We start from the raw sequence: 26,143 nt of genomic DNA on the forward strand, positions 1-26,143 counted from the left end.
CCGCTCAGCTGATCTTGGTCACCTTGCCGGTCGATCCGAACGTCACGGTGCGGGTGACCTGCGACCCCGCAGCGTTGCGAGCGCAGTAGGTGAACGCCGTCGCGAGCCGCGTGTGAGGCTGGCCGGCCCTGAGCAGCACGTTCTGCACCGTGGTGCCGAGCGGGATGCCCTTGATGACGCTCTCGGCCTTGATCGCGCGGGGATCGCGGCATGCGTCGTTGGTGACGCCGACAGCGCGCTCCCACATGTCGAGGTACGCCTCGGAGCCGCGCGCCATGTCGTCGGCGATCGCCTGGCCACCCTGCTTGCGCAGGTCCTCGATCCAGTCGGGGTAGAGCCCGTAGTGTGCGACGCCGTCGACATTGATGTCGTACGTCCGCTCGCCGCTGACCTGCTGGTCGATCGTGACGCCACCGAGACCGGTGAACGGGTAGGTCACCTTGTTCGGGGCGTCCGCGCCGCGCGGATTGCCCTGCGCGCCGAGGCCGTTGATGTCGGCGCCGTAGCCGAAGCCGAAGTAGTAGCGCGGGTCAGCCCAGGTCAGGTGCTTGCGCCACTTCTCGACGAAGCCCGCACTGTCACCCGCATAGGGCGTCACGACGCCACCGAGCTCGTAGATCCGCGGGTACGCGTCAGGGGTCGACCACGAGTGACTCGACACGACGCCGGGATAGTTCAGCTTCTCCGCGAGATCCAGCGACGACTTCCGGGACACGACGCTCATGTGGTCGGGGTCGAAGATTATCTTGCGCTTCGCCATCTCCTCGATCGTGTGGTCGCCGAGGCTCGTGAGGCCGCGCGCGTTGCAGTGCGGACCAGAGGCATAGAGCGGCAGCTTGATCGGCACCGCCAGCCCGGCGATCGCCCCGAACAGAGCGTCCTGCTCCGGGGCGACGGACGGCAGCGCCAGCTGGTCCTTGTCGTGCACCTCGGGGTCGTTGCCGTCGGGGCACGTGCGCATGTCCCAGAACGACCCGGTCTCGAGGAAGTTGGCGGCATTGATCAGCGGAGCGGCCGAACCGGTGTCACCGGCGACGCCCGACAGGGCATTGTCGAACTTGTTGACGAGCTCCATCTGCCGCACGCCAAGAGCGTGCACCTCGTCGAGCTGCTGGTCGATCGAGGCGGCGGTGCACTGCGGCTTGTCGAGCTTGCTGGAGCAGCCGAACAGCGCGCTGGTCTCGATGCCCATCACGACCGCGAGCTTGCCCTGGTTGATGACCTCACGCGCCTGGAACGGGTCCGTGACGATGCGATACCAGCCCTTGCCCGGGCCACCGCTCTGCGCGTCGATGTAGCGCTCGAGCTTGCGCATGTCGCTGGCCTGCAGGCGGATCGACTTCATGTCGTCGCACGAGTTGCGCTTGAGCGGATAGAGCATGCAGAGCTGGTTGTTCTCCACCAGCAGGTTGACCAGGACCCGCTGCCCGCCGCGCCACGACCGCTCGAGCCACTTGTAGTACGTACCCTCGTGGGTTAGCGAGTCCGGTGCGGGCCAGTCCTTGAACGTCGGCCAGCCGACGGTGTCGTGCGGCTCGATCGTGCCGCCCTTGAGGAAGTTCTCGAGCACCGCGCCACTGCCGCCCGTGAGCTCGTGGTCGATGCAGTCCTTGAGCGCGTACGCCACGCCGTACGGGTGCCACGGGCGACCGCAGTGCACATCGCCGCCGAGGAACTCGAACGCCATCCCGTGCGTGTGCGCGTCGAGATAGCCGCGCACCTCCTGGTACGGCGTCGCACCCGCGAACGGGTTGCCGGTGACGTTGACGTCGACCTCGGGCCAGGCGTCACACCCGCTCGTCAGCCTGAGGTTGAACGCCGCCGCCGTGCCGTTGACCAGCGCGCCGGTCGACGACTGGCCGAGCGAGATCTTCGTGGCCGGCAGCGTGAACGTGAAGGTCGAGCCGGTCTTGGTCACGGTCCAGTCGGCCATCGTGCTGGGGTGGTGGAGCGGCGCCGGGCGCAGCAGGATGTTGGCGCTCAGGAAGGTCTTGTCGGGCCCGAACAGGAGATACGTCCCGAGGTCGGTCGCCTGGAAGTGGAACGGCAGCGCGCCGGTGATCGACGTGCCCTTGGCGCCGTAACCTCCGCCGTCCCGTACGACCCACTTGCCGGTCTTCGCGGACTGCAGGGCATAGCAACCGCCGGCCATCGCATAACGGTCCTGGGGCACCGTCGCCCTGGCCGCGGGCGAGGCCGTGGGCACGAGGGTCGGATCCGGTTCGTCGCGCTGCTCGGCGACGCGGCTGACGTGCGTGACCGCCTCGGTGAGCGTCGTCGGGTCGGCGGTGTCGGCCGACTGCGGCGCCCGGGAGATCGAGTTCTTGGTCGCCGGGTCGTTGTGCGTGTGCGGCTTCGACTCGTCGATCACGGCAGTCGCCGCCGGTGCCGTCGCCGGTCGGTCGTGGAACTGCTGGGCCCAGCTCGCGTACGCGGGGAACGATCCCATCGTGACGGCGATCGTGGTGATCGCGATCGCAACGGGCCAGAAGTGACGGTGGCGTGAGACCGGCCGCATGGAGCCTCCCAAGTTACTTGGGAGTCATAACGAGACGTGCGTCACGAAAGTCACGCGAACGTACAACTCAGGCCCTCCTGTACAGCTCAGGCGACGTCGTTCATCTCAGGCATCGTCGACGGGAAGGTGCCGAGCCGCTCGACCATGAACCCGCCGGGGTACGTCTTGATGCGCTTGAGGTCGCGCGCGTAGTGCGGCTTGCGGCGTGGCGGCATGAACCGCTCGATCCGTGCCCGCAGCCGCAGCCCACCGCGGGCCATGGCGACGACCGGGCGCGACGGCTTCTCGTAGCCGAACGCGTCGAGCAGCGCGTCATCCATCAGGGCCCGGCTGAACACCTCGACGGGCTTGGCGGCGATGCGGGGGTAGAACGAGACGAGCAGCTCGAGCGTCGCGTCGGCCACGGCCCGCGTCTTGGGGTCCGGGGTGAAGTGCTCCGCCTCGTAGGAGTCCATCAGCTCCTCGAACCCGGCCAGGTCCTGCGGGATGTCCTTGATGCCCATCAGCGCGCCGAGCCGCTGGTAGTACCTGACACCGGCGGTCACCTCACGCTCGCCGGGCTTGCGCCAACCGTAGTCCTGCAACCACCGGTGAGGCACCACGACGAACGTCGCCAGGACGTAGCGCAGGTCGTCGTTGGAGATGTCATAGCTGCCGTGCATCTGGTTCATCCGGCGCACGGCGGCCCGGCCGTCCTGGGACTCCATGCCGTCGACCAGCACCGCCTCCAGGACGAGGGCGGTGTCGTCGTGCCGCTTCTGGGTCCGCTCGGTGAACTCCCCGGTGTCGAACAGCAGCCGGCCGATCGACGGCACCGCGTACGTCCGGAACAACGCGAAGCTCAGCGCCTGCTGGTAGTCCCACGGGAACTCGTGGTGGAGGCCGATCCGGGCGATCTCCTCGAACTGCGTCTCCGGATCGAGCTCGGCGATCCGGCGCTGCCAGTGGTCACGTCGCATGGCCCGACGTTACCGTGACAGCACCACTGTCACAATGCTTCAGAGCGTGCGACCGAGGAAGTCCACGATGTCGTCGAGGGCGGACTTTGCGACGGGCACGACACCCGGCAGGCTCATGAATCCGTGGATCGCGCCCGTGTATTCGGCATAGCGAACCGCGACGCCTGCCGCCTCGAGTGCGTCGCGATAGCGCGAGCCGTTGTCGAGCAGCGGGTCCAGCTCGGCCGTCAGGATGAACGCCGGGGGCAGGTCGGCGTGGGACGTGGCCCTGATCGGCGAGGCGCGGAAGTCCTCGTCACCGTACCGCTCCCCCATGTAGAGCCGGGCGAACGCGCGCATGTTCTTCGACGTGAGCACCGGCGCCTCGGCGTGCCGGTCCTCGGACGGGTAGCGGTCGTACATCTCGGTGCCGGGATAGATCAGCACCTGCGCCCGGATCTTGGGGCCACCGGCGTCCCTCGCGAGCAGCGCCAGCACGGCGGCCAGGTTGCCGCCACCACTGTCACCCATGACCGCGATCCGATCCGGATCGACGCCCAGGTCGTCGGCCTGCGCGACGACCCACTCCAGCGTCGCCCAGCAGTCCTCCAACCCGGCCGGGAACGGGTGCTCGGGCGCCAGCACGTACGTCGGCGAGATCACGACGACCCGGTTCCGTACCGCGATCCGGCTGGCCATCCACTGCGACTGCTCAGGATTGCCCTGCACCCAGCCCCCACCGTGGAGGTTGATGACCACGGGCAACGGGGCCGTCGCATCGGCCGGGCGGTGCACCAGCGCGCGGGAGCCGTTGCCAACCGTGATCTCCTCGGCCATCGCCGCCCGGTCGGCGCGCCCGAAGACGTACTGGCCGGGGATGGTGCGCTGCAGCCTGACCCGCTTGGCCCGGTGCGCCGGGAGGTCGACGACGTCCTCGATGCCCTTGTCGGCGAGGCCGAGCAGGGTCGCGAACACGCGCGTGCGCAGCGCCATCGTCGAGGTCACGCCCGCGAGCGTAGCCGTTCGCGCCCCGACTCACACGGCGAGCCGTACGCTCGTCCCATGGAGCTGAGCCCGCTGTCGCCATCACTCGGCGAGGTGCTCTTCACGATGGCCAACTGGGTGGCATTCCTCCTGGTCGCCGTCGCGAGCTACCGCCGGAGCCGGTGCCTGAGCGGCTACCCGGTCTGGAAGAGCCTCGTGATCGGCGTGGTCGCCGGTGCCTGGTGGCCCCTGTGGCTGATCGTCTGGTTCGTCAATCGCGATCGCATCGCCTGGGAGTGGCGCGAGTATCGCCGAGAGCGCACGCTCTCGCCTGCCGCCTGATCAACCAGAGGCCTTGAGCGCCCAGACGCGAATCGCGTCGATGCGCTCCTGCAGCTGCGCCGCCGAGGCCTGCGCCGCCGGGGGCCCGCCACACTGCTGCCGCAGCCGGCTGTGCGTGACACCGTGCGGGGCGCCCGTGCGGTGGTGCCACGCGCCGACCAGCGCGTGCAGCTCACGTCGCAGCTCGCTGCGCTTCTCGAACGCGACATCGGCCTCGGGCGCCGAGGCGTCCTTGGCCTTCGCCTTGGCCCGCTTGGCCCGCGACGTGCGCAGCAGCTCAGCGACCTGGTCGTGGTCGAGCAGACCCGGTATGCCCAGGAAGTCCAGCTCGCCGTCGTCATCCGACAATGCGTCGTAGCCGAACTCGCCACCGTCGTAGACGAGCCGGTCGAACGACGCATCACTGGCGAGCGCGCGATATTCGCCCAGCTGGTCCGAGGCGCCCTGGTCTTCATTGGCCTTGGCCATCAGCTCGTCCTCGGCGGCGAACAGGTCTTCCTCGTCCTTGACCGGCCGGCCGATGACATGGTCGCGTTGCGCCTCGAGGTCGGCGGCCAGCGCCAGCAGGCGCGGCACGCTGGGCACGAAGATCGACGCGGTCTCGCCCTTGCGCCGGGCCCGGACGAACCGGCCGACAGCCTGCGCGAAGTAGAGCGGGGTCGCCGTCGTCGTGGCGTAGACGCCGACTGACAGTCGAGGGATGTCGACACCCTCGGAGACCATGCGCACCGCGACCATCCACGGCGTCATGCCGGCCGAGAAGTCGGCGATGCGGGCGCTCGAGGTCGACTCGTCCGACAGCACGACGGTCGGCGTGGTGCCGGTGATCTCGGCGAGCACTGCGGCGTAGGCCCGCGCGGAGTCCTGGTCGCTCGCGATCACGAGACCACCGGCGTCGGGGACGTCGCGGCGCACCTCCATCAACCGGGTGTGCGCCGCGGTGAGCACCTCGGGGATCCACGAGCCGTTGGGGTCCAAGGCGGTGCGCAGCGCCTGCGCCGTCGCCGCCCGGTCGAGCGGCTCACCGAGGCGCGCCGCGACCTCGTCGCCCATGCGCGTGCGCCAGTGCATCTGCCCGGAGTAGGCCATGAACAGCACCGGGCGTACGACCCGGTCCTTGAGCGCCTTGCCATAGCCGTAGGAGTAGTCAGCGATGCTCGTCATCGTGCCGTCGTCCTGCGGGGCATACGTGACGAACGGGATCGGGTTGTCGTCGGAGCGGAACGGCGTGCCGGTCAGGGCGAGTCGTCGCACGGCCGGTTCGCACGCCTCCTGGACCGCGTCGCCCCACGACAGCGCGTCGGCCGCGTGGTGGACCTCGTCGAGGATCACCATCGTCGGCCGGTGCTCGATGCGGGCTCGGTAGGCGTTGGGGTTCACGGCGAGCCCGGCATACGTCACGGCGAAGCCCTGGAAGTCCCTGCCGAGCACGCCCTGCCCCGCGAGTGAAGGGTCGAGCGTGATGCCGATGCCGGACGCGGCGAGCGCCCACTGGGTCTTGAGGTGGTCCGTGGGCGTGACGATGACGACACGCTCGATGAGGCCGCGGGCGAGCAGGTCGGCGGCGATCGTCAGGGCAAAGGTCGTCTTGCCGGCGCCCGGCGTGGCGACCGTGAGGAAGTCGCGCGGTTGCGCGCGCTGGTAGAGCTCGAATGCCTCACGCTGCCAGACCCGGAGGTGCTGGCTACGCGTCACCCGAGGGGTCCCCCTCGTCGCCGTCGTTGAGGCTCTCCCAGATGTCCTTGCACTCGGGGCACACCGGGAAACGCTCGGGATCACGGCTCGGCACCCACACCTTGCCGCACAGGGCGACGACCGGATGACCCATGATCATCGCCTCGGTCAGCTCGTCCTTGGGGACGTAGTGGGAGAACTTCTCGTGGTCACCCTCTTCGGTGCGCATGTCGGTGCGCTCGTCGACAACCGTCTGAGTACCTCGCCCGAAGAAAGCCACGTCGCCAGTCTAACGAGTCGTCAGGACACGTGGGTCAGTTGGCGGAGGGGTCGTCGGGGAATGTCGTCCAGAACCTCACGTCGTTGTCCTGGCGTCGCAGCACTTCGCGCCAGAGCGTCTCCGGCTGCGGTGACATGAGGTCGGCGTCGAGGGCCTCGACGACCAACCACGCGCCCTCCTCGAGCTCGGCCTCGAGCTGGTCGGCACCCCAGCCTGCATAACCCGCGAACACCCGGATGCCGGCGAACTCACCGTTGCCGGGCAGCGGTCCTTCGAGGTCGACGAGACCCACCCGCCCGGCCATCTGGCGCCAGCCGATCGGGGGTGCGACGTCGGCGATGACGCCGAGCGCGAGCGCCGAGTCCATCGCCACCGGCCCGCCGTCGAACAGGCACACCGGCGCGTTGACGAGGCCGGCCCAGTCGGGCAGCACGTCGTCGACCTCGGAGTCGAGCGGACGGTTGAGGATCACGCCGAGGGCTCCGTCGGCGTCGTGATCGAGGACGAACACGACGCTGCGCATGAACGGGCCGGACTCGATGGCCGGCGTGGCCACCAGGAGCCTCCCTCGCAACGTGTCCATGTCTCCATGATGCCCCCTGCCACCACGCTCCGCGCGCAATCTGGCGCCCCCTATGATTCCTGCATGCCAGAGGATGCGACGGACGGCGAGGAGTACACCGTCGACGAGCTCGCCGCGCGGGCCCAGATGACGGTTCGCAACGTCCGTGCGTACGCCGGCCGCGGCCTGATCGACGCGCCGCGACTCGAAGGACGTACGGGCTACTACAACCGCGAGCACCTGCAGCGGCTGCAGCTCATCCGCCAGCTGATCGAACGCGGCTTCACGCTCGCGGCGATCGAGAAGGCGATCCTCAACGCACCCCACGCCGCCGGGCACACCCTCGACCTCATCGCGATCCTCGACCAGCCCGACACCGCCGAGCCCGAGACGATGTCGCGCGACGACCTGGCGGCGCTCGCCGGAGTGCACCGCGACGACACCCTGATCGAATCGCTCGTCGGCCTCGGGCTCGTGGAGAAGATCGGCACCGACCAGGTCCGATTGATCGAACCGGCCGTCGTACGTTCGGGAGCCGCGGCGGTCAAGCTCGGGCTCGCCCCGGAGACCGTCATCGCGCTGTTCCCACTGCTGCAGTCGCACCTGCGGACGATCGCCGATGCGTTCGTACGAGAGGTCGTCAAGGAGCTGGTCCAGCCGTTCATCGACGCGGGCCTGCCCGAGGACGAGTGGCCCAAGGTCCTCAGCATCGTCGAGAGCCTGCTGCCGATCGCGAGCCAGGTGACGCTCGGGATCTTCCGCACGGAGTTCCGTGACGCGATCGAGGTCGAGGTCGGCGAGCAGATCACCGGGCTGGCGTCGAAGCGCTCCTGAAAAGACACGACCCCGCCCGGCGCCCTGAGGGAGGGCAGCGCCGAACGGGGTTGGTCCTGGATCGGAGAGGTCTACGCGGCGATGACGCTGCGCAGCTTGGCGACGAGTCCCATGCGGGGCTCCTCGTCCATGGTTTCGATCTCGTCGACCACGGACTCACGGGCGGAGTCCATGATGCGGCGACCGTGACCCGTGAGGTCCGGGTGATCCATCGGCACGCCGGCCGAGGCGGCCAGGAACGACTGCTCCTTGGCGAATGCCTTGGCGAGCGCAGGTTCGTGGAGATGGGCGTCGAGCAGGACGCGGGCGCCGGGCATCTCTGCCGCAGCGTTGACCCATGCGGTGACGGCCATCAGCTCGGGGGTCTCGACGCTCTCGCTGACGAGGCGGTCCAGCTGTCCACTGAGGCGCTGGAACCAGGCCATCTGGAGATCGAAGAGGAGCTCGGTCTCGTTCGCGAAGGCGTTGCGGCCCTCGTCGACCGTGTCGAGCAGTTCGGTGAGTGTCAGGTCGCGGCGCCGATCGGCGATCGCGAGCAGGTCACGAAGTGTTTCCTTGCGACGGTTGTAAGCATCCCAGGTCATGGTGTGCTCCTTTCTGTTCCCGTCGAATCGAGAGTTCCATACTCTCGGTACGTACCCTCAGTATGTTCGAGACTCGCACCAAAGACAAACCCCCGGTATGTGATTCGCCCCACGAGGGCTGCCGGGCCCTAGACTGGTCGGTATGCCCAACCACGCACGCGTGACGAAGAGCGTCCTGCGTACCGCGCGCAAGACCACGCGGCGCCAGGACTATTCGTCCAGCACCAAGCGGGCCCTCTTGGAGAGCGCCACCACGCTGTTCACCGATCACGGCTACGCCGGGACCTCGCTCGACGAGGTCGTGGCCGCCGCGCGGGTCACCAAGGGCGCGCTCTATCACCACTTCCCCAGCAAGCTCGCCCTGTTCGAGAGCGTGTTCTTCCGGGTGCAGGAAGCCACCGCCAACGACGTCGAGAAGGCGATCAACGCCTCCAAGGACCCGTGGGAGCGGGCTCAGATCGGCCTCGAGAAGTTCCTCGAGGTCTGCCGCGAGCCGCAGTTCCGCCGCATCTGCATGCAGGAGGGTCCCGTCGCTCTGGGCCACGAACGTTGGGCCGAGGCCGAGCGTGCCTCGTCGTTCGGCATCGTGCAGCGCACGGTCGACGACCTGTTGGCCGACCTGGGTGGCGGCGGCGAGCTCAACGAAGCGTTCGGCGCGGTGTTCTACGGAGCCATCAGGTCGGCGTCGGAGTTCGTCGCCGACGCCGAGGACCCCGAGGCAGCGAGCGAGCACGTGCAGGCGGCCATCGGCACGATCCTCGCCGGCCTGCGTCTGCTGCCCTCGATCGACTGACCGCGAGCCGCCCCGCCGCTCCTTGAGCCTGTCGAAAGGTCAGCCGAGGGTGACCTTGCCGTCGCCCTTGGGCACGAGCTCGAAGAACACCTTGCCGGGATCGATCGTGTACGCCTGACCGGCCTTGGTCTGGAACGTGATCGCCTCGTCAAGGCTCGGCTTGTGCCACTCGACCTCGGTCACGGTGCTGCCGTGGAACACCAGCGCCCGACCCGAGCCCTCGAATTTGGTCTCCGGCACCGGGTTGCCAGCCGGATCCGTGTAGCCGGCGTCGCCGACCCGGCAGAACATCACGATCATCGTGTTGGCCTTGAAGTCCTGCCCCGCCGCGGCATGCCCGTTGGTGCGCTGCCACGTGCCGCCCGCGAGCTTCCAGCGGGTCGACGTCGAGTTGGAGAAGCGTACGGTCGCGGCGCGGGTCGTCTTGTGCCGCGGCGGAGCCGGTGTCGTGCCGGTGGCGGCGGGCGTCTTCACCGTGGACTTCCGGGGCGTCCAGGGCAGGTAGGGGCCGAGGATCCGCGTGGCCTTGGCCTTCTTGGCCACGGTCTTGAGGTTGATCAGGCGGTTGTAGGGACGCACCTTCAACGGGTCGCTGCTGAAGCCCGGCGCGCCGCCGTCCTCGGAGAAGACCTTGACCCCGGCCCGCTCGACGCGCCGGTAGGTGCCGGCGGCGCCACCCGATGCCACGACCTGGCCGCCGACCGGGGAGGCGATGCCGATGTCGGTGTCGCGCAGCGAGCGTACGTGCCCGATCTTGGACGGGAGATTGGAGTAGTAGAACGCCGCGAGCCGGGTGAGACCGCCCTCGACCAGCTCCTCCATGACGAGATCGGCCTTGTTGAGGCCGTACTGCGGAGCACCACCCTCGGTGTTCTCGATCTTGACGACGAAGACCGGGTTGGACGGACGGCCGTGGGGCATCGGGCGACCCGTCAGCGGCGAGATCTCGACGAGCTTCTCGGCGGTGCCCTTGGAGGCGTCAGGCGTCGTCGGCTCCTTCTTGCCGTCCGACGACGACGAGCAGGCGGTCAGGGTGAGGGCCGCCGCAGTGACCGCGACGAGCAGGCGCAACTTCATGCCGCCAGCATGCCTCATGGGCGGGGGCACCCGGCGTACCGCCACGGCCCTGTCGGTCAGGTGTCGTCGGCCTCAGGCGGCGGCGAGGCCTTCTTGGCGGCGGGCCTCTTGGCGGGGGCCTTCTTGGCTGCCGTCTTCTTCGCCGGAGCCTTCTTGGCAGGAGTCTTCTTGGCAGCGGCCTTCTTCGCCGGGCTCTTCCTGGCGGCGGACTTCTTGGCGGGTGCCTTCTTCGTGGCCGGAGTCTGCTTCTGCGGCGTCGCGGGCACGACCGGCTCGGGTTGCTCCGCTCGCGGTACGTCCGGCGTACGCGTCGCCTGACCCTGTCGGAGCAGCAGCTCACGCGCGATCCAGCCGAGGGCGAAGCCGAGCGCCGCGGCGAGCAGCAACCACCCGACGATCTCGCCGATCGTGTATGCCGACACGTCTCAGGCGCTCGTCACGACGAAGTCGACGCGGCGGAACTGCTGGGCAGACGCGCTGACCGTACGACTGTCGGACGCGAACGTCCGCGTGCTGAGCCGCTGCGGATCCACGCCGGCTCGAACGAGGTAGGCCTTGACCGCGGCGACGCGTGCCAGCCCGACGACCTCTCCGGCGGCAGGGTCGTGTGGCCCCGCATGGGCGCCCGCCTGGACCTCGACGCCGGGATTGCGGTTGAGGACCTCGGCGACCGAGTCGAGCACCCGCCTGCCGGAGACACCCAGGTTGGAGCTGCCCGACGCGAAGTAGAGCGTTGCCGAGTTGAGGACGGCCGCATCCGCCTCGGACAGGGTGCCCGGGCGTACGACCACGTGGTCCACGACGTCGAGCCCGGGTGCGGCATGAGCGACGAGACGGAGTACGTCATCGGCCCCGGCGCGACTCTCGATCGACCCGGACAGCTCCAGGGTGCCGGTCCCGTCGATCGCCAGTCCGAGATCCTTGACCCCCACGATGTCGCCGAAGACGTCAGGCAGCTGCGCGATCCAGGCCGCGCCACCCACGACCGGGTTGATCATGAGGTCGCCGGTCACCGGGACCGCGAAGTCCTCGGCGACCCGCGCCTTGATGCCCGCGGCCGCATCGGCGTCCGGCACCGTGCCCTCGATCGTGATGCCGTTGCCGGTGCGCCGGAGGTTGAGCGTCGGGGTCGTGGCGGGCGGCTCCGGCGTGGGGTTGCCGGTCTGGACGACATCGGCCCAACGAACCCCGTCGATGCCCTCGACGATGCGCCGAGCCTTGCCGAGCTGGTCGGCGTCGCTGCCGCTGAGCTCGGCCTCCCGGCCGTGGAACGTGACCGTGACGCCGTCGAGGTGCGCCGACGCGAGCGCGCGCTCGGCCTCGGTCTGCAGGTCGCCGGCCGCGGCCCGCGAGCCGAGCAGCGCGCCGAGCGTGACCGCTGTCAGGAGCGCGACCCCCACGAGTGCGGCGATGCTCTTGAGCCGCTTCTCCGACACTCCCGCTCCCCTTGCCTGGACGTACGGACCGGTGCCCAGACTATCGGCCCCGCACCACTGGTCAGGGCACTCCCGGGCGCATGTCGGTGGTGGCTGCGACGATGGGACGATGACCGGCACGCTCGATCGTTTCGCCCCTGCCACCCGGCAGTGGTTCGACGAGTCCTTCGATGCGCCGACGCCTGCCCAGCTCGGCGCCTGGGACGCGGTCGCCGGCCACGAGCACGTCCTGGTGGTCGCCCCGACCGGGTCCGGCAAGACCCTCGCGGCGTTCCTGTCCTCGATCGACCGGCTCATGCACGCCGGCGAGTCCTCAGGCACCCGCGTCCTCTACATCTCGCCGCTCAAGGCGCTCGCGGTCGACGTCGAGCGCAACCTCCGCTCCCCCCTCGTCGGCATCACGCAGGCGGCGGCCCGGCGCGGCGACGAGTTCCGCGAGGTCACGGTCGGCGTACGCTCCGGCGACACCCCTCAGCGCGATCGCCGGGCGCTCGTGACGCACCCGCCCGACGTCTTGATCACGACACCCGAGTCGCTGTTCCTGATGCTGACCTCCGCTGCCCGCGAGACGCTCCGCACGGTCGAGACCGTCATCGTCGACGAGATCCACGCCGTGGCAGGCACCAAGCGAGGCGCGCACCTGGCCCTGTCGCTCGAACGACTCGACGCGCTGCTCGAGCAGCCGGCGCGCCGCATCGGCCTCAGCGCGACCGTACGCCCGCACGACGAGGTCGCGCGGTTCCTCGGCGGAGCCGCCCGGGTCACGGTCGTCGCCCCGGAGTCCCCGGCGCGCCTGGCCCTCGAGGTCCAGGTGCCGGTCGACGACATGACAAGCATCCCGGCCCCGCCGCGAGACGAGGGCAGCGCGGCCCGGGCCCTCGACGACGAGCAGCCGCGCGGCAGCATCTGGCCGCACGTCGAGGAAGCCATCATGCAACGCGTCCTCGAGCACCGCTCGACGATCATCTTCGTCAACTCCCGCGGCGTCGCCGAACGCCTGACCGCCCGGCTCAACGAGGCATACTCCTCACACACCGATGCCGAGCCCGTCAGCGCCGGCACGGGGCGACCTCCGGCCCAGCTCATGGGCGGCAGCGCGCAGACCTCCGGCGCCGAGGCGGTCCTGGCCCGGGCGCACCACGGATCGGTCAGCAAGGAGCAGCGCGCACTGATCGAGGACGAGCTCAAGTCCGGCCGACTGCGCTGCGTCGTGGCGACGTCGAGCCTCGAGCTCGGCATCGACATGGGCGCGGTCGACCTCGTCATCCAGGTGTCGTCACCGCCATCGGTCGCCAGCGGGCTGCAACGAGTCGGACGCGCTGGGCACCAGGTCGGCGAGGTGTCCCAAGGCGTGACGTTCCCTACCTCCAGACAAGACCTGCTGGGCGCCGCCGTCACCACCTCGCGCATGCAGCAGGGCCTGATCGAGCGGCTCGACATACCCGCCAACCCGCTCGACATCCTCGCCCAGCAGACCGTCGCCGTGACGGCGCTCGAGCCGATCGACGTCGAGGAGTGGTTCGACACCGTACGCCGCAGTGCGCCGTTCGCGACGCTCCCGCGATCGGCCTATGACGCGACGCTCGACCTGCTGGCCGGCCGCTACCCCTCCGACGAGTTCGCCGAGCTGCGGCCGCGGCTCGTGTGGGACCGCGATGCCGGCACGCTGACCGGCCGGCCCGGCGCCCAGCGCCTCGCCGTGACCAGCGGTGGCACGATCCCCGATCGTGGCATGTTCTCGGTCAACCTCGCTGCCGGCACCGACGACTCCGGCGCCAGCCGCAAGGTCGGCGAGCTCGACGAGGAGATGGTCTACGAGTCGCGCATCAACGACGTGTTCGCGCTCGGCGCCACGAGCTGGCGCATCCAGGAGATCACCCACGACCGGGTCATCGTCACGCCGGCGTTCGGCCAGCCCGCGCGGCTGCCGTTCTGGAAGGGCGACGCCGTCGGCCGGCCCTACGAGCTCGGCGAGGCGATCGGCGGCTTCGTGCGCGAGGCGTCGAGCCTCTCCCCGGCCAAGCTGGCGGACCGCACGTCGGCCCTGGGCCTCGGACGTCAGGCATCCGACAACCTCGCGGCCTACCTCCGCGACCAGAAGGAAGCCACGGGTCAGGTCCCGTCCGACCGCACCCTCGTGGTCGAGCGGTTCCGCGACGAGCTGGGCGACTGGCGCGTCGTCCTGCACTCCCCGTTCGGGCGGCGCGTCCACGCACCGTGGGCACTGGCGATCGGCGCCCGCATCGTCGAGCGCTACGGGATGGACGGATCTGTGGTGGCGAGTGACGACGGCATCGTCGCGCGCATCCCCGACACCGAGGTCGAGCCACCGGGAGCCGATCTGTTCGTGTTCGACACCGACGACCTCGACAAGATCGTCACCGAGGAGGTCGGCGGGTCGGCGCTGTTCGCCTCGCGGTTCCGCGAGTGCGCCGCGCGCGCCCTGCTCCTGCCCCGCCGCAATCCCGGGTCGCGGGCGCCACTGTGGCAGCAGCGCCAGCGGTCGGCCCAGCTGCTCGACGTGGCCCGCAACCACCCGACGTTCCCGATCCTGCTCGAGACCGCCCGCGAGTGCCTCCAGGACGTCTACGACCTCCCGGCGCTGATGGCGCTGACCAAGCGTCTCGCGTCACGCGAGGTCCAGATCGCCGAGGTCACGACCGAGCGGGCGTCGCCGTTCGCCCAGAACCTGCTGTTCGGCTACGTCGCGGCCTTCCTCTACGAAGGCGACACCCCCTTGGCCGAGCGCCGGGCGTCGGCGCTGACGCTCGACCCGACGCTCCTCGCCGAGCTGCTGGGCCGCGCCGAGCTGCGTGAGCTGCTCGATCCCGCCGTGATCGAGCAGACCGAGCTCGAGCTGCAACGCCTGACCGAGGACCGGCGGGCCAAGGATGTCGAAGGCGTCGCCGACCTGCTCCGCATGCTCGGCCCGCTCACCACCGCAGAGGTGACCACACGGCTCCAGCCCGACGTGGCGACCCATGCCGCCACCTGGCTCGGCGCGCTGCACGAGGCGCGGCGGGTCATCGAGGTGGCGATGGCCGGCGAGGTGCGCTGGGCCGTGGTCGAGGACGCCGGCCGCCTGCGTGACGCGCTGGGGGTCGTCGTGCCGATGGGCGTGCCCGACGCGTTCCTCGAGGTCACCGCCGATCCGCTGACCGATCTCATCTCACGCTTCGCCCGCACGCATGGTCCGTTCACGACCGACGAGGCCGCCGCCCGCTTCGGGCTCGGCAGCGCGGTGGCGCTCCAGGTCCTGCGCCGGCTCTCGCGCGACGGCCGGCTGACCGAGGGCGAGTTCCGGCCGCAGGCCACCGGCACCGAGTGGGTCGAGCCGGGCGTGCTGCGCCGACTCCGCTCACGCTCGCTCGCCGCCGCGCGCCACCAGGTCGAGCCGGTCGACCCGGTGACCTACGCCCGGTTCCTGCCGTCCTGGCAGGGTGTGGGCGGCAATCTCCGGGGGCCCGACGGCGTCCTGACCGCGATCGACCAGCTGGCGGGGCTGGCACTGCCGGCCTCCGCGTGGGAGTCGTTGGTGCTGCCGGCACGCGTACGTGACTACTCCCCCGCGATGCTCGACGAGCTCACGACGGCCGGCGAGGTCATGTGGTCGGGCGCGGGCACCCTCCCGGGCAACGACGGCTGGGTCCAGCTGCACCCGGCCGATCTCGTGCTCCGCGCTGCCGGCACGACCCCGCCCGAGGCCGACTCCCTGCAGGCCACGATCGCCGAGGCGCTCGACGGTGGTGGCGCGTTCCTGTTCCGCCAGCTCGCCGACGCGGTCGGCACCGACGATCATGGAGCGCTGGCCGACGCGCTGTGGGACCTCGTGTGGTCCGGCCGGGTCAGCAACGACACGTTCGCCCCCGTGCGTACGCTCGCGGGTCGTGGCGGCGCGCACCGCACCACACGGCCGACTCCCCGGGCCCGCATCCACGGCCGGCGCGCTCGGTCTCCGCGGGTCGCGCTGCAGGGACCGCCGACCGTCAGCGGCCGGTGGTTCACGCTGGCTGAGACGTCCACCGACGCCACGAGTCTCCAGCTGGCCCGCACCGAGTCATTGGTCGGACGCTATGGCGTGGTGACCCGTGGCTCCGTCATGGCCGAGCAGACGCCGGGCGGGTTTGCCGGGGTCTACCGGGTGCTGCGCGAGCTCGAGCAGACCGGAGCGGTGCTTCGCGGCTACTACATCGAGACCCTCGGCGCGGCCCAGTTCGCCGCGCCGGCCACCGTCGACCGCATGCGCGGCCACGTCACCGACGACGACCGGCCGAGCGACGCGGCGGCACTCACGCTGGCGGCGACCGATCCGGCCAACCCGTTCGGCGCCGCGCTGCCCTGGCCCGAACGCAGCAGCGACGACGAGGGCACCCGGCACCGGCCGGCGCGCAAGGCCGGGTCGCTCGTGGTGATCCATGACGGGCGGCTCGTCGCCTACCTCGAGCGCGGCGGTCGCAAGGTGCTGGTGTTCGACGGCGACCCCGTGCGGCTGTCGGCAGCCGCCGCATCGCTCGCCGGCACGGTGCGCGCCAAGCGCATCAGCCGCCTGTCGATCGAGACCGCCGACGGGCGACCCGTCGCGGGCACGCCGTTCGGTGAAGCACTGGTCGAGGCCGGTTTCGAACGCACGATCAAGGGCCTGCGCCTCGATGCCTGAGGGCGACACGGTCTGGCGCACCGCGCGCCACCTGCACGAGGCACTCGCGGGCCGGCTGCTGACGCGCACTGACTTCCGCGTTCCCGCCTACGCGACGGTCGACCTCAGTGGCGCATCCGTCGACGAGGTGGTCAGCCGTGGCAAGCACCTCCTGATCCGCACGCCCGAGCACTCGATCCACTCGCACCTCAAGATGGAAGGCGCCTGGCACGTCTACCGGCTCGGCAGTCCGTGGCGTCGGCCCGGCCACACCGCACGCGCCGTGCTGGAGAACGACGAGTGGCAGACAGTGGGCTACTCGCTCGGCATCCTCGAGGTGCTGGCCCGCACCGACGAGGAGTCGGTCGTCGGCCACCTCGGACCCGACCTGCTCGGCCCTGACTTCGACCTCGACGAGGCAGCCCGGCGCGTCGCTGCCGATCCCAGCCGACCGGTCCACCTGGCGCTGCTCGACCAGCGCAACGTCGCAGGGTTCGGCAACGAGTACGTCAACGAGCTGCTGTTCCTGATGGGACTCGCGCCGACCCGGCCGGTCGGCGAGGTCGCCGACATCCGCCGGGTGATCTCACGAGGTCAGAAGATGCTCGACGTCAACAAGTCCCGCATCGAGAGATCGTTCACCGGCAGCGCCCGGCAGGGCGAGGAACGCTGGGTCTACGGACGCGAACGCGCGCGCTGCCGACGCTGCGGCACGCCGCTCCGCAGCAGCTCGCTCGGTGATCGGCCGACCACCGAGCGCAACACGTTCTGGTGCCCGCACTGCCAGACCTAGAGCTTGCCGATCGCTGCCCGCTCGTCCTTGAGGTCGTCGAGCAGGATCCGTGCCGACACCGTGAAGAAGTTCTCGGTCCAGCCCGGCGAGCGTCGCACCTTCTTGTCCTTGGCATAGACCGGCCCGAGTGCCAGCACAGCCTTCTTGATGCGCTTCTGCCCCTGCGCGGCGATCTTGTCGAGCTTCTTGTTGCCCTCCGAGATCCCGGGGTTGTTGACGGCCGAAGCACTCGTCCGGACGTACCGGTAGTTCTTGAGCTGCTGCTTGGTCGATGCGGTGTAGGCCTGACCGATCGTGCGGCACGCCGCCTTGTAGGACGTCTCGGTGCACGCGCTCGAGGTCCACAGCTTCAGCCCGGTCGACTCGTACATCCGCGTCGCCTTGAGCCGCAGGTCCGCGTACGTGTTCTTCTTCGCGGCGAGCGGCGAGACACAGGTGTCGAAGCTCGTGCAGCTGCCGTTCCCTTCGGACTGGCCACGCTTGATGAGGTACTTGGTGGCCTGGTTGTACACCTTCGAGAAGGCGGCGGACGTCGTGTTGACCTTGATGTTGAACCGGCAGTCGCGCTCGATCTGCGCCAAGGCGGCGGAGGCCCGCTTGACGTACGCCTTCACCGCCTTCTGCCGCTTCGCCGAGTGGTCGCCGGCGTCGCTGTAGTCCGAGCTGACCGTGCCGAGCAACCCGCCGCCGTCAATCGTCGGCAGACGATCGGCCGCGGCTGCGATGTCCTTGCGCGACTCGGCCACGGCATCGCACCCCTGCTTCTGGGACCGCCGGCTCTTGGCCGCGTAGACGTCCCCCTCGACCGGGAACGTCGTGCTCGGCACCTTGGCGGTCGCCGCGAGCAGGACCGGCTTGTCCTTGGACTTCCAAGCGGCGTATGCGTCGTCGTAGTCCGACACCTTGCCGTTGGCGGCCGACCCCGCATACAGGAACGACCCCACGATCAGGGCGATCACGGCCAGCAGGACCGCGGCAAGGATGATGAACAGCTTGCGGCGGCTTGCTGGTTGATTCGGCTGGGTCGTTGCTGTGTCGGTCATGCGTTCCCCCGGGCACCTGGTCGTGGCGACACGCCAGAGCAGGTGCGATCCCCCGACGCGCAGGAACCATCATGGCCCGTCGTCAGACAGGCTGCCGCGGCACCCCTGGCTCAGGCCGGGACGGACACCTGCGACTTCTCGGTGAACACCATGTCCTGGTCGAGGTCGGTCCGCTTCATGTCGTACGAGTCGAGCAGCCAGTTCTGCCGGATCGTCCACGGCGAGCTGGTGCCCTGCTGCGGCAGGATGTCCGCGACCCGCATGACGTAGCCCGAAGTCAGGTCGAGGATCGGCCGTACCTGGCCGGCCGCGCCCTTCGGATCGGGCATGCCGAACGCACACCCCTTGGCGTCGAGGTGGTTGAGGTACCTGCAGACGTACTGCGACGACAGGTCGGCGCGCAGGGTCCACGACGCGTTGGTGTAGCCGACGCACCAGGCAAGGTTGGGCACGCCACTGAACATCAGCCCCTTGTAGACGTAGACCTCGTGCGGGTCGACGCGCTCACCGTCGACCTCGATCTCGAGCTGCCCGAAGGCGACGACCTGCAGCCCCGTCGCCGTCACGACGATGTCGGCGTCGAGATGCTGACCGGAGTCCAGGTCGATGCCTGTCGGCGTGAACGACGTGATGGTGTCGGTGACGATCGATGCCTTGCCCCGGCGAATAGCCCGGAAGAGATCGCCGTTGGGCACGATGCACAGGCGCTGGTCCCACGGCTTGTAGCGAGGCGTGAAGTGCTGCATGTCGGCGCCATCAGGCAGCTGACGCTTGACCCGGCCGAGCAGCAGCTTGGTCGCCGCCGCGGGGAATCGCCGACAGAACTGGTAGAAGCCGATCGTGACGATCGCGTTCTTGCGGCGGACCGCCCGGTGCGCGAGCTTCGCCGGCAGCACCGTGCGCATGACCTGCGCGAGCTTGTCCTCGGCCGGCAACGTCGTGATGTACGTCGGAGAGCGCTGCAGCATCGTGATGTGCTCGACATCGTCGGCCATCGACGGGATCAGGGTCACGGCCGTCGCGCCGCTGCCGATCACCACGACCTTCTTGCCGGCGTAGTCGAGGTCCTCGGGCCAGAACTGCGGGTGCACGACCTGCCCGTCGAACGAGTCGAGGCCGGGGAACTCCGGCTGGAAGCCCTTGTCGTAGTTGTAGTAGCCGCTGCAGAGGTAGAGAAACGACGCGGTCTGCACGATCCGAGACTCGCCGACCTGCGACGTCACGGTCCAGCGCGCGTCCTCCGACGACCACGACGCCGAGACCACGCGATGACCGAACTGGATGTGCTCGGCGATGCCGAACTCGTCGGCGGCGTCGCTGATGTACTCGCGGATGTGCTGGCCGTCGGCGATCGACTTGCGGTTGGTCCACGGGCGGAACGGGAAGCTCAGCGTGTACATGTCGGAGTCCGAGCGGATGCCCGGATAGCGGAACAGGTCCCACGTGCCGCCGACGGCCTCACGCGCGTCGAGGATCGCGTAGGACTTGCCGGGGCACTGCTCCTGGAGCCGGTATGCCGCTCCGATGCCGGAGAGTCCCGCTCCGACGATGATGACGTCGACGTGCTCTGGGGTGGTGATGTCCGCGCTCATGGTGACCTTTCACATACTGGTGGTATGCGAAACTCTAACTCACATAATCCGGTTACGCCAGTGGTCCCCAGCACCTCGGTTGCCCTCTCACCTTAGGATCACCGTTATGACCGATCTGATCGACGACGTCGACACCACCGGCGATGACACCTTGGCGAGCCGCGGACTCGGGCTCCTGCTGACGATCGGTGGAGCCATCGGCCTGTTCTCGGCCGCGACTCTCATCGTCGAGAAGGTCAATTTTCTTCAGGACCTCGCCGATGGCAAGCCAGGCAGCACGTCCTGCGACATCAATCCCATCGTCGGCTGCGGCAAGGTCATCAACACCGACCAGGCCTCGGCGTTCGGCTTCCCCAATCCGATCATCGGTGTTGCCGGCTTCGCGATCGTCGTGGTCATCGGCGTCCTCGTCCTGGCCCGAGTCACGTTGCCGAAGTTCGTCTGGCTCGGTCTCCAGCTCGGTGTCATCTTCGGCATCGCGTTCGTCACGTGGCTGCAGTACCAGAGCATCTACGAGATCCACGGCCTGTGCCCGTACTGCATGGTGGTCTGGAGCATCACGATCCCGATCTTCGTCTGGGTCACCGCGCGCAACCTGCGGGCATACGCACCCGACAACCCGGTCTCGCGGATCGTGACCGAGTGGACGCTGCTTCTCAACATCCTCTGGTACGTCGCCGTGATCTCGGCAATCTGGTTCCAGTTCGGCAGCGACCTTTGGGCCTAGGCCACTGCCCCAGCCACGCGCTCGAGGACGTTCGCGAGCTGAATGTCGCGGCCGGTCACACCGCCGGCATCGTGGCTGCTGAGCCGGATGTCGACACGGTTGTAGACGTTCGTCCACTCCGGGTGGTGGTCCATCTCCTCGACCGGCCCAGCAGCGCGGTTCATGAAGTCGAGCGCAGCGCGGAAGTCAGCGAACTCGTACGTTCGGACGATCGCCTCGCCCTCCTGTGACCAACCGGGCAGCGACTCGAGGGCTTCTTCGATCTGGGCGTCAGTGAAGGTCGACATGCCTTCGACGATACGTCGGCCTCCCAGCGCTCAGTAGCCCCCGCCGCCACCGGTGCCAGGCGCTGCGGTGATCTTCTTGCCGGCGGGTGACACGACCCACCAGGTGCCACCTTCCGCGCCCTGACCTCCGGTGTCGCCGGGCTCACTGTCGTCATGGAACGTGTACAACGGCCGACCGTCGAGCGTGACCTGCTTGGCTCCGTCGGTGCCCGTGATCGTGCCAACCTTGCCGGTCACCCCGTCGACCTGGGGCCGGTCGGACGACGAGATGATCGCCGGCCACACCTTGAGGCACTCCCCCGTGCAGGCGCTCGTGTCTGAACCCGGCGAGTCGTTGTCGAACACGTACGCGGTCATGCCCTTGCCGTCGACGACGATCGTGCCGAGCCGGCTGTCGGACGTACCGATGACCGAGCCCTTCGCCGGCACCTCGCCGGCCGAGTCGGAACCTCCACACGCCGTGAGGCCGAAGAGGGCGAGCGAGCCGCTGGCGGCGGCGAGAATGAGCCTGCTGTTCATGGCGATCAACGTCCTTGATCTCGCGGAGGCGTGCGTACGCCCCTGTAGTGAGGACGAGATCGACGGCCAAGGCGTTCAATGAACGAAGAAGATGAACGAAACGGCCCTGCTCCTCGTTGTAGGGCCTGGAGGACCCGATGCCCGAGGACCAGGACGAGTTGATGCGTGCGCTGCACGACGCGCACGCGCCTGCCCTCCTGCGCTACGTCACCCGGCTGACGTACGACCCGGCGATGGCGCAGGACGTCGTCCAGGAGGCGCTGTTCCGCGCCTGGAAGCGCCCAGCGATCCTCGAGCAAGGCGACGCCGCGTCGCGCGCCTGGCTCTTCACCGTGGCCCGCAACCTGGTCATCGACGACCGGCGCAGCGCCCGCCACCTGCACGAGGTGACGAGCGAGCGGCTGCCCGAGACGTCCCGCGGCGACGGCACCGACGCGACACTCGACCGCTGGCTCGTGGCCGACGCCCTCAAGTCGCTGTCCGCCGAGCACCGCCAGACGGTCGTCAACGCCTACTACCTCGGCCGGTCCGCCGCCGACGTCGCTCGCGAGGAAGGCATTCCCGAGGGCACCGTCCGCTCACGCATGCACTACGCGCTCCGCGCCCTACGACTCGCGATGCAGGAAAGAGGTGTCACGCGATGAACGATGATCCCTTCCACGACTGGGATGCCGCGTACGTCCTCGGCCAGCTCGGCCCCGACGACCGGCGGGCGTACGAGCAGCACCTGACCACCTGCGCTGCCTGCTCGGCGGCTGTCGCCGAGCTCGCCGGCATGCCCGGCATCCTCGCGAGCCTGACCAAGGACGAGGCCATCGCCCTGCTCGAGCCGATCGAGGAGCCTGAGTCCGACGGCCTCGTGACCCGGCTCGCCACCGCGGCCGTACGCCGTCGGCGTCGCATACGTCTCGCGATCGCCGGCGCGGGAGTCGCGGCGGCTCTGAGCCTGGGTGTCGCCGGGTACGTCGTGGGGTCGGCTGACGACTCACCGTCCGGCCAGTTCGCCGCAATGAGCGCCGTGCAGCCCGGCATCATGACGGCCAGCCTGCGCGTCGAGAAGAAGGACTGGGGCACGCGGCTCGACTGGAACTGCCACTACCTCGCCACCAGCGGCTACAGCGCCAAGCGCGTGTATGAACTCGTCGTCATCGACACGTCCGGCCACGAGACGATCGCCGCTTCGTGGGTCGCGACGAGCCCCAAGGCGACGTCTCTGTCGACCTCGAGCGCCGTGCCGAAGGGGTCCATCGCCCGCGTCGAAATCCGCGTCGCCGGCTCGGCCGAGCCGCTGACCGAGACGCAGCTCTAGAAGGTCACCAGCGCAGAGAGCTCGTCGACGAGCGACTCGCCGATCTGGAGGTCCGACGTGAGGTCACGATCGCCCGTCTCGTCAGGCAGGGAACCGCACATGTCGAGGGCGCGTGATCGACCATGGCGAGGGTCCTTCTGTCGAGCGCACCGGACAGCCGCCACGAGCTCGCCGGCCAAGATCGTCCTGAAGTGCGCCACCGAGTCGAGCGCCTGACGAGCCGCCAGCGAGGCGAAGCTGGCCTCTTCCTCCACACCTCGGGACAACGTGGCCGTCTGCAGGCTCGCGGGGGTCGCCAGCGCACGCAGCTCGCTGAGCGCTGACGCCGCGACGTACTCCACGATCATGGTCCCCGAGGCGCCGGGCGTGCCGTCGCCCAGGAACGCGTCCAGTCCTGTCAGCGAAGGCTCCTGCAGCATCCCGAGCCGCGCCAAGGAGAGTTGTGCCGTCTGAGCCGTGGCCAGTGTCACCGAGTCGAGTGCCTGGGCCAGATGTGCTGCGTAGAAGCCGCCGTGATGGGCGACGCCGAGGTCCGGCGAGAAGGTCGGGTTCTCCGACCCGGAGTTGGCCATCGCGAGGACGACTGTCTCAAGTCGGTCCAGCGCGTCGAGCAGTGCGCCATGGACCTGCGGCAGCACGCGCAGGCCGAACGGGTCTTGGATCCTGGCCGGTTCGCCGGGGGTCGGGACGAGCCTCCGCATCGTGCGGCACACGTCGGACGTGCCCGCCAACGGGGAGGCTTGCTCGGCGGCGGGTGAGAACGCCTCCAGATTGCCATCGACCGCTTCGAGCACCAGAGCGGCGACGGCGATCGTCGATCGGGCCAGCGACTGCAGCCGGCTCACTGCCAGCGCCGCGTCCGCGATCGTGGCGGCGTTGCTGCTGAGGAACGGCAGCGCGCTACCGCGGCCGAACGGCACGGACTCGTGCAGAGCCAGTGCGGTCGCCGCAAGCGCCGACAGGTCACCCGTGCCGATGCTCCCGAGCTCGCGGACGGCCGGAAGGTCGTCGCGATCGATCATTCCCGCTAGGCCTGTCACGATGGCCGGGTCGATCCCGCTGGTGCCCACCGCCAGCTGGTTGAGGCGGACGACGAGCATGGCCCGTACGCGCGCGGCGTCTCGCAGCGCGGCTGCCGAGGTGGCGTGACTGCGCAGCAGGTCGAGTGCCTGAGCGTCGGGGTCAGTGAGGGCCACGGTGCGGTTCGCGCCGACCCCAGTCGACCAGCCGTAGATCGGGCGTTCAGCCGCGGCCTCCTGTGCGTACGCGTGCGAGGCGGCGACCTTCGCGAGTGCGGAGTCCGTGACCTCGACACGCGCGGTTCGTGAGGAGGCAGCCACGATGTCGGCCACCGTCAGCCGGGTTCCGTCGATGTCGATCACAGCGGTCCTTCCTTCTGTGCTGGGCGGCCCGTCGCCCGGCACGTCCAGCTCGAATCATCCGGTCCCAGGCGACCGATTCCCCGGGGGCGCCATGTTTCGGCCAGGAAAACTCTTCGGATATCTGGCCGCGACCTCTTCCGCTCATCCTTGCAGAGTGCCAAGATACCGGCTAGTGGCAAGCACTTGCCACTCAATGGCACAGGGAGTCACCGTGACCGAACCCAGCGGCAGCAGCTCGACCCGCACGGTCGATCGCGCGTTGGCACTGCTCGCCGAGGTCTGCGCCGAGGAAGCGATCAGCCTCTCCGAGTGCGCCCGGCGCGCTCAGCTGCCGGCGAGCACGGCACTTCGCCTGCTCCGGACGCTCGAGAGCTCGGGCTTCGTGGCTCGGGACGAGGAGGGCTGGTTCGGCGCGGGTCCTCGCATCATCCAGCTCGGCGCCTCCGCCCTCGGGCGCCAGACCCTCGTCCGGCTGACAGAGCCCGCCCTGCACCGCATCGTCGCGGCGACGGGCGAGTCGGCCTACCTCTCGATCGCCGGACCGAGCAACACCGCGATCTACGTCGCCATGATCGAGGGCACCCACTCCGTACGACACACGAGCTGGATCGGCCGGGCCATCCCCCTCGAAGGCCTCGCCGTCGGCCGCGCGCTCACCAGCCTCGTGCCGGCCGAGGGCTACGTCGCTCAACGCGACCGGCTCGAACCCGACGTCACGGCCATCGCCGCGCCGATCCGCCGGCCCGGCGGGGTGGCCGGTGCCATCAGTCTGCTCGGCCCGACGTACCGGATCGACGACGAGACGATGCATCTCTTCGGACAGCTGGTCGCCCGCGAAGCGCAAGACCTCTCACAACAGCTGGGAATGCCGACCCGCACGGACTCGGCCCCGTCAGCCAGATCGGCGACCGAACAGGAGACAGGCACATGATTCGATTCGAAGCAGCATCGAAGACCTACCCGGACGGAACCATCGCCGTCGACGCGCTGGACCTGGTCGCCCCATCGGGTCAGATCACGGTGCTCGTCGGCCCGTCCGGGTGCGGCAAGACCACGAGCCTGCGCATGATCAACCGGATGATCGACGCCACGGGCGGACGTATCCTCCTGGACGACCAGGACATCGGGAAGGTGGAGCCGGCCGAGCTGCGTCGTGGCATCGGGTACGTCATCCAGCACGCCGGACTGTTCCCTCACCGGACGATCATCGACAACATCGCCAGCGTCCCGATCATGCTGGGCCGCAAGAAGAAGCAGGCCAGGGCCGATGCGATGGAGCTCCTCGAGCGGGTCGGCCTCGACCAGAAGTTCGCCCACCGCTATCCCGTGCAGCTGTCGGGCGGCCAACAGCAGCGTGTGGGCGTCGCCCGAGCACTCGCGGCCGACCCGCCGGTCATGCTGATGGACGAGCCATTCAGTGCGGTGGACCCTGTCGTTCGCGAGCAGCTGCAGGACGAGTTCCTGCGGCTGCAGGGCGAGCTCGGCAAGACCATCGTGTTCGTCACGCACGACATCGACGAAGCGATCAAGCTCGGTGACCAGGTCGCCGTGCTGCGGGTCGGCGGTCGACTCGCCCAGATGGCGACCCCCGCCGAGCTGCTCTCCAACCCGATCGACGACTTCGTCGCCAACTTCGTCGGCCGCGACCGCGGCTACCGCGCCCTGGGCTTCGAAGTCGTGGGCGCCCTTCCCCTCGAGCCCGAGCCGACCGTCGCGTTGTCCTCGTCGTTCGACCAGGCCGCGCGTGCGGCGCAGGACGGCTGGATCCTGGTGCTCGACGACGCTCGCCGTCCCCAGGGCTGGCTCGCGGTGGACGACGGCCCAGCCCCCGGC

The 26,143-nt window shown here is 69.3% G+C and carries 24 protein-coding genes and 1 pseudogene; 10 read left to right on the forward strand and 15 right to left on the reverse strand.

What is annotated here, in order from left to right:
* Positions 1-4: 4 nt before the first annotated feature.
* The 3 genes from ESP70_RS05250 to ESP70_RS05260 all read right to left on the reverse strand — a co-directional run bounded on the left by ESP70_RS05250 (position 5) and on the right by ESP70_RS05260 (position 4,461).
* The gene (locus tag ESP70_RS05250; RefSeq protein ID WP_149688243.1) at positions 5-2,518 is read right to left on the reverse strand and encodes a hypothetical protein; all 2,514 of its coding nucleotides are present in this window, start codon (positions 2,516-2,518) and stop codon (positions 5-7) included.
* 86 nt (positions 2,519-2,604) lie between these two features.
* Positions 2,605-3,477 (reverse strand): oxygenase MpaB family protein, encoded by an 873-nt coding sequence (locus tag ESP70_RS05255; RefSeq protein WP_149688244.1) that lies wholly within the window; start codon positions 3,475-3,477, stop codon positions 2,605-2,607.
* A 39-nt stretch (positions 3,478-3,516) separates the two neighbouring features.
* Entirely contained in the window at positions 3,517-4,461 is a 945-nt protein-coding gene (locus ESP70_RS05260; protein WP_246161813.1) for an alpha/beta hydrolase, read from the reverse strand.
* Positions 4,462-4,518: 57 nt separating this feature from the next.
* Between ESP70_RS05260 and ESP70_RS05265 the strand changes: the two genes are divergently transcribed.
* Entirely contained in the window at positions 4,519-4,782 is a 264-nt protein-coding gene (locus ESP70_RS05265) for a hypothetical protein (protein WP_149688245.1), read from the forward strand.
* On the opposite strand, the gene ESP70_RS05270 is transcribed toward ESP70_RS05265, so the two are convergent.
* Genes ESP70_RS05270 through ESP70_RS05280 form a run of 3 tightly spaced genes read right to left on the reverse strand, consistent with a single transcriptional unit; the run spans position 4,783 to position 7,319 of the window.
* Complete coding sequence (locus ESP70_RS05270; protein WP_149688246.1) at positions 4,783-6,477, reverse strand: DEAD/DEAH box helicase; 1,695 nt, start codon at positions 6,475-6,477, stop codon at positions 4,783-4,785.
* The gene (locus ESP70_RS05275; RefSeq protein ID WP_425458383.1) at positions 6,467-6,736 is read right to left on the reverse strand and encodes a DUF3039 domain-containing protein; all 270 of its coding nucleotides are present in this window, start codon (positions 6,734-6,736) and stop codon (positions 6,467-6,469) included. Before ESP70_RS05275 ends, ESP70_RS05270 begins: the two co-directional genes overlap by 11 nt.
* Before the next feature lie 34 nt (positions 6,737-6,770).
* Entirely contained in the window at positions 6,771-7,319 is a 549-nt protein-coding gene (locus tag ESP70_RS05280) for a YqgE/AlgH family protein (protein ID WP_149688247.1), read from the reverse strand.
* A gap of 63 nt (positions 7,320-7,382) precedes the next feature.
* Here ESP70_RS05280 and ESP70_RS05285 point away from each other — a divergent pair, with 63 nt between their 5' ends.
* Entirely contained in the window at positions 7,383-8,132 is a 750-nt protein-coding gene (locus tag ESP70_RS05285) for a MerR family transcriptional regulator (RefSeq protein WP_149688248.1), read from the forward strand.
* A gap of 71 nt (positions 8,133-8,203) precedes the next feature.
* On the opposite strand, the gene ESP70_RS05290 is transcribed toward ESP70_RS05285, so the two are convergent.
* Positions 8,204-8,716, reverse strand: a complete 513-nt coding sequence (locus ESP70_RS05290; RefSeq protein ID WP_149688249.1) for a hypothetical protein — start codon at positions 8,714-8,716, stop codon at positions 8,204-8,206.
* Between the two features lie 142 nt (positions 8,717-8,858).
* Between ESP70_RS05290 and ESP70_RS05295 the strand changes: the two genes are divergently transcribed.
* Entirely contained in the window at positions 8,859-9,509 is a 651-nt protein-coding gene (locus ESP70_RS05295) for a TetR/AcrR family transcriptional regulator (protein ID WP_056212598.1), read from the forward strand.
* Between the two features lie 39 nt (positions 9,510-9,548).
* On the opposite strand, the gene ESP70_RS05300 is transcribed toward ESP70_RS05295, so the two are convergent.
* Genes ESP70_RS05300 through ESP70_RS20380 form a run of 3 tightly spaced genes read right to left on the reverse strand, consistent with a single transcriptional unit; the run spans position 9,549 to position 12,022 of the window.
* A complete protein-coding gene (locus ESP70_RS05300) occupies positions 9,549-10,586 on the reverse strand; it encodes a DUF3048 domain-containing protein (RefSeq protein ID WP_188110499.1) in 1,038 nt (345 codons plus the stop codon).
* A gap of 56 nt (positions 10,587-10,642) precedes the next feature.
* Complete coding sequence (locus ESP70_RS20030) at positions 10,643-11,008, reverse strand: hypothetical protein (protein ID WP_188110500.1); 366 nt, start codon at positions 11,006-11,008, stop codon at positions 10,643-10,645.
* A 3-nt stretch (positions 11,009-11,011) separates the two neighbouring features.
* The gene (locus ESP70_RS20380) at positions 11,012-12,022 is read right to left on the reverse strand and encodes an OmpA family protein (RefSeq protein ID WP_149688251.1); all 1,011 of its coding nucleotides are present in this window, start codon (positions 12,020-12,022) and stop codon (positions 11,012-11,014) included.
* Positions 12,023-12,131: 109 nt separating this feature from the next.
* Here ESP70_RS20380 and ESP70_RS05315 point away from each other — a divergent pair, with 109 nt between their 5' ends.
* Positions 12,132-16,679: an ATP-dependent helicase gene (locus ESP70_RS05315; RefSeq protein WP_149688252.1), complete on the forward strand. Its 4,548-nt coding sequence runs from the start codon at positions 12,132-12,134 to the stop codon at positions 16,677-16,679.
* Complete coding sequence (locus ESP70_RS05320; protein ID WP_149688253.1) at positions 16,672-17,451, forward strand: DNA-formamidopyrimidine glycosylase family protein; 780 nt, start codon at positions 16,672-16,674, stop codon at positions 17,449-17,451. The genes ESP70_RS05315 and ESP70_RS05320 overlap by 8 nt, the downstream gene beginning before the upstream one ends.
* Here the strand turns inward: ESP70_RS05320 and ESP70_RS05325 are convergent.
* Positions 17,448-18,494, reverse strand: a complete 1,047-nt coding sequence (locus ESP70_RS05325) for a hypothetical protein (RefSeq protein WP_149688254.1) — start codon at positions 18,492-18,494, stop codon at positions 17,448-17,450. The genes ESP70_RS05320 and ESP70_RS05325 overlap by 4 nt on opposite strands.
* Positions 18,495-18,604: 110 nt before the next feature.
* Positions 18,605-20,086: a flavin-containing monooxygenase gene (locus ESP70_RS05330; protein WP_149688255.1), complete on the reverse strand. Its 1,482-nt coding sequence runs from the start codon at positions 20,084-20,086 to the stop codon at positions 18,605-18,607.
* Between the two features lie 106 nt (positions 20,087-20,192).
* On the opposite strand from ESP70_RS05330, the gene ESP70_RS05335 reads away from it, so the two are divergent.
* Positions 20,193-20,813, forward strand: a complete 621-nt coding sequence (locus tag ESP70_RS05335; RefSeq protein ID WP_149688256.1) for a vitamin K epoxide reductase family protein — start codon at positions 20,193-20,195, stop codon at positions 20,811-20,813.
* Here the strand turns inward: ESP70_RS05335 and ESP70_RS05340 are convergent.
* Both ESP70_RS05340 and ESP70_RS05345 read right to left on the reverse strand, forming a co-directional pair.
* On the reverse strand, positions 20,810-21,100 hold the full coding sequence (locus ESP70_RS05340; protein WP_149688257.1) for a 4a-hydroxytetrahydrobiopterin dehydratase: 291 nt from the start codon (positions 21,098-21,100) through the stop codon (positions 20,810-20,812). The two genes, ESP70_RS05335 and ESP70_RS05340, sit on opposite strands and share 4 nt — an antisense overlap.
* Positions 21,101-21,130: 30 nt before the next feature.
* The gene (locus tag ESP70_RS05345; RefSeq protein ID WP_149688258.1) at positions 21,131-21,619 is read right to left on the reverse strand and encodes a COG4315 family predicted lipoprotein; all 489 of its coding nucleotides are present in this window, start codon (positions 21,617-21,619) and stop codon (positions 21,131-21,133) included.
* Positions 21,620-21,756: 137 nt separating this feature from the next.
* Here ESP70_RS05345 and ESP70_RS05350 point away from each other — a divergent pair, with 137 nt between their 5' ends.
* Together ESP70_RS05350 and ESP70_RS05355 are read left to right on the forward strand one after the other, a co-directional pair.
* Complete coding sequence (locus ESP70_RS05350; RefSeq protein ID WP_149688259.1) at positions 21,757-22,263, forward strand: sigma-70 family RNA polymerase sigma factor; 507 nt, start codon at positions 21,757-21,759, stop codon at positions 22,261-22,263.
* A complete protein-coding gene (locus tag ESP70_RS05355; RefSeq protein ID WP_149688260.1) occupies positions 22,260-22,928 on the forward strand; it encodes an anti-sigma factor family protein in 669 nt (222 codons plus the stop codon). Before ESP70_RS05350 ends, ESP70_RS05355 begins: the two co-directional genes overlap by 4 nt.
* Here the strand turns inward: ESP70_RS05355 and ESP70_RS05360 are convergent.
* A complete protein-coding gene (locus tag ESP70_RS05360) occupies positions 22,925-24,310 on the reverse strand; it encodes an aromatic amino acid ammonia-lyase (protein WP_149688261.1) in 1,386 nt (461 codons plus the stop codon). The genes ESP70_RS05355 and ESP70_RS05360 overlap by 4 nt on opposite strands.
* A 211-nt stretch (positions 24,311-24,521) precedes the next feature.
* On the opposite strand from ESP70_RS05360, the gene ESP70_RS05365 reads away from it, so the two are divergent.
* Both ESP70_RS05365 and ESP70_RS05370 read left to right on the forward strand, forming a co-directional pair.
* On the forward strand, positions 24,522-25,241 hold the full coding sequence (locus ESP70_RS05365) for an IclR family transcriptional regulator (RefSeq protein ID WP_223148610.1): 720 nt from the start codon (positions 24,522-24,524) through the stop codon (positions 25,239-25,241).
* Positions 25,238-25,960, forward strand: a pseudogene (locus ESP70_RS05370) (ABC transporter ATP-binding protein); the annotation flags it as partial. The gene ESP70_RS05365 and the pseudogene ESP70_RS05370, both read left to right, overlap by 4 nt.
* Positions 25,961-26,143 lie beyond the last annotated feature (183 nt).

The sequence above is a fragment of the Aeromicrobium ginsengisoli genome, from assembly GCF_004134905.2.
Classification (GTDB): Bacteria; Actinomycetota; Actinomycetes; order Propionibacteriales; family Nocardioidaceae; genus Aeromicrobium; species Aeromicrobium ginsengisoli.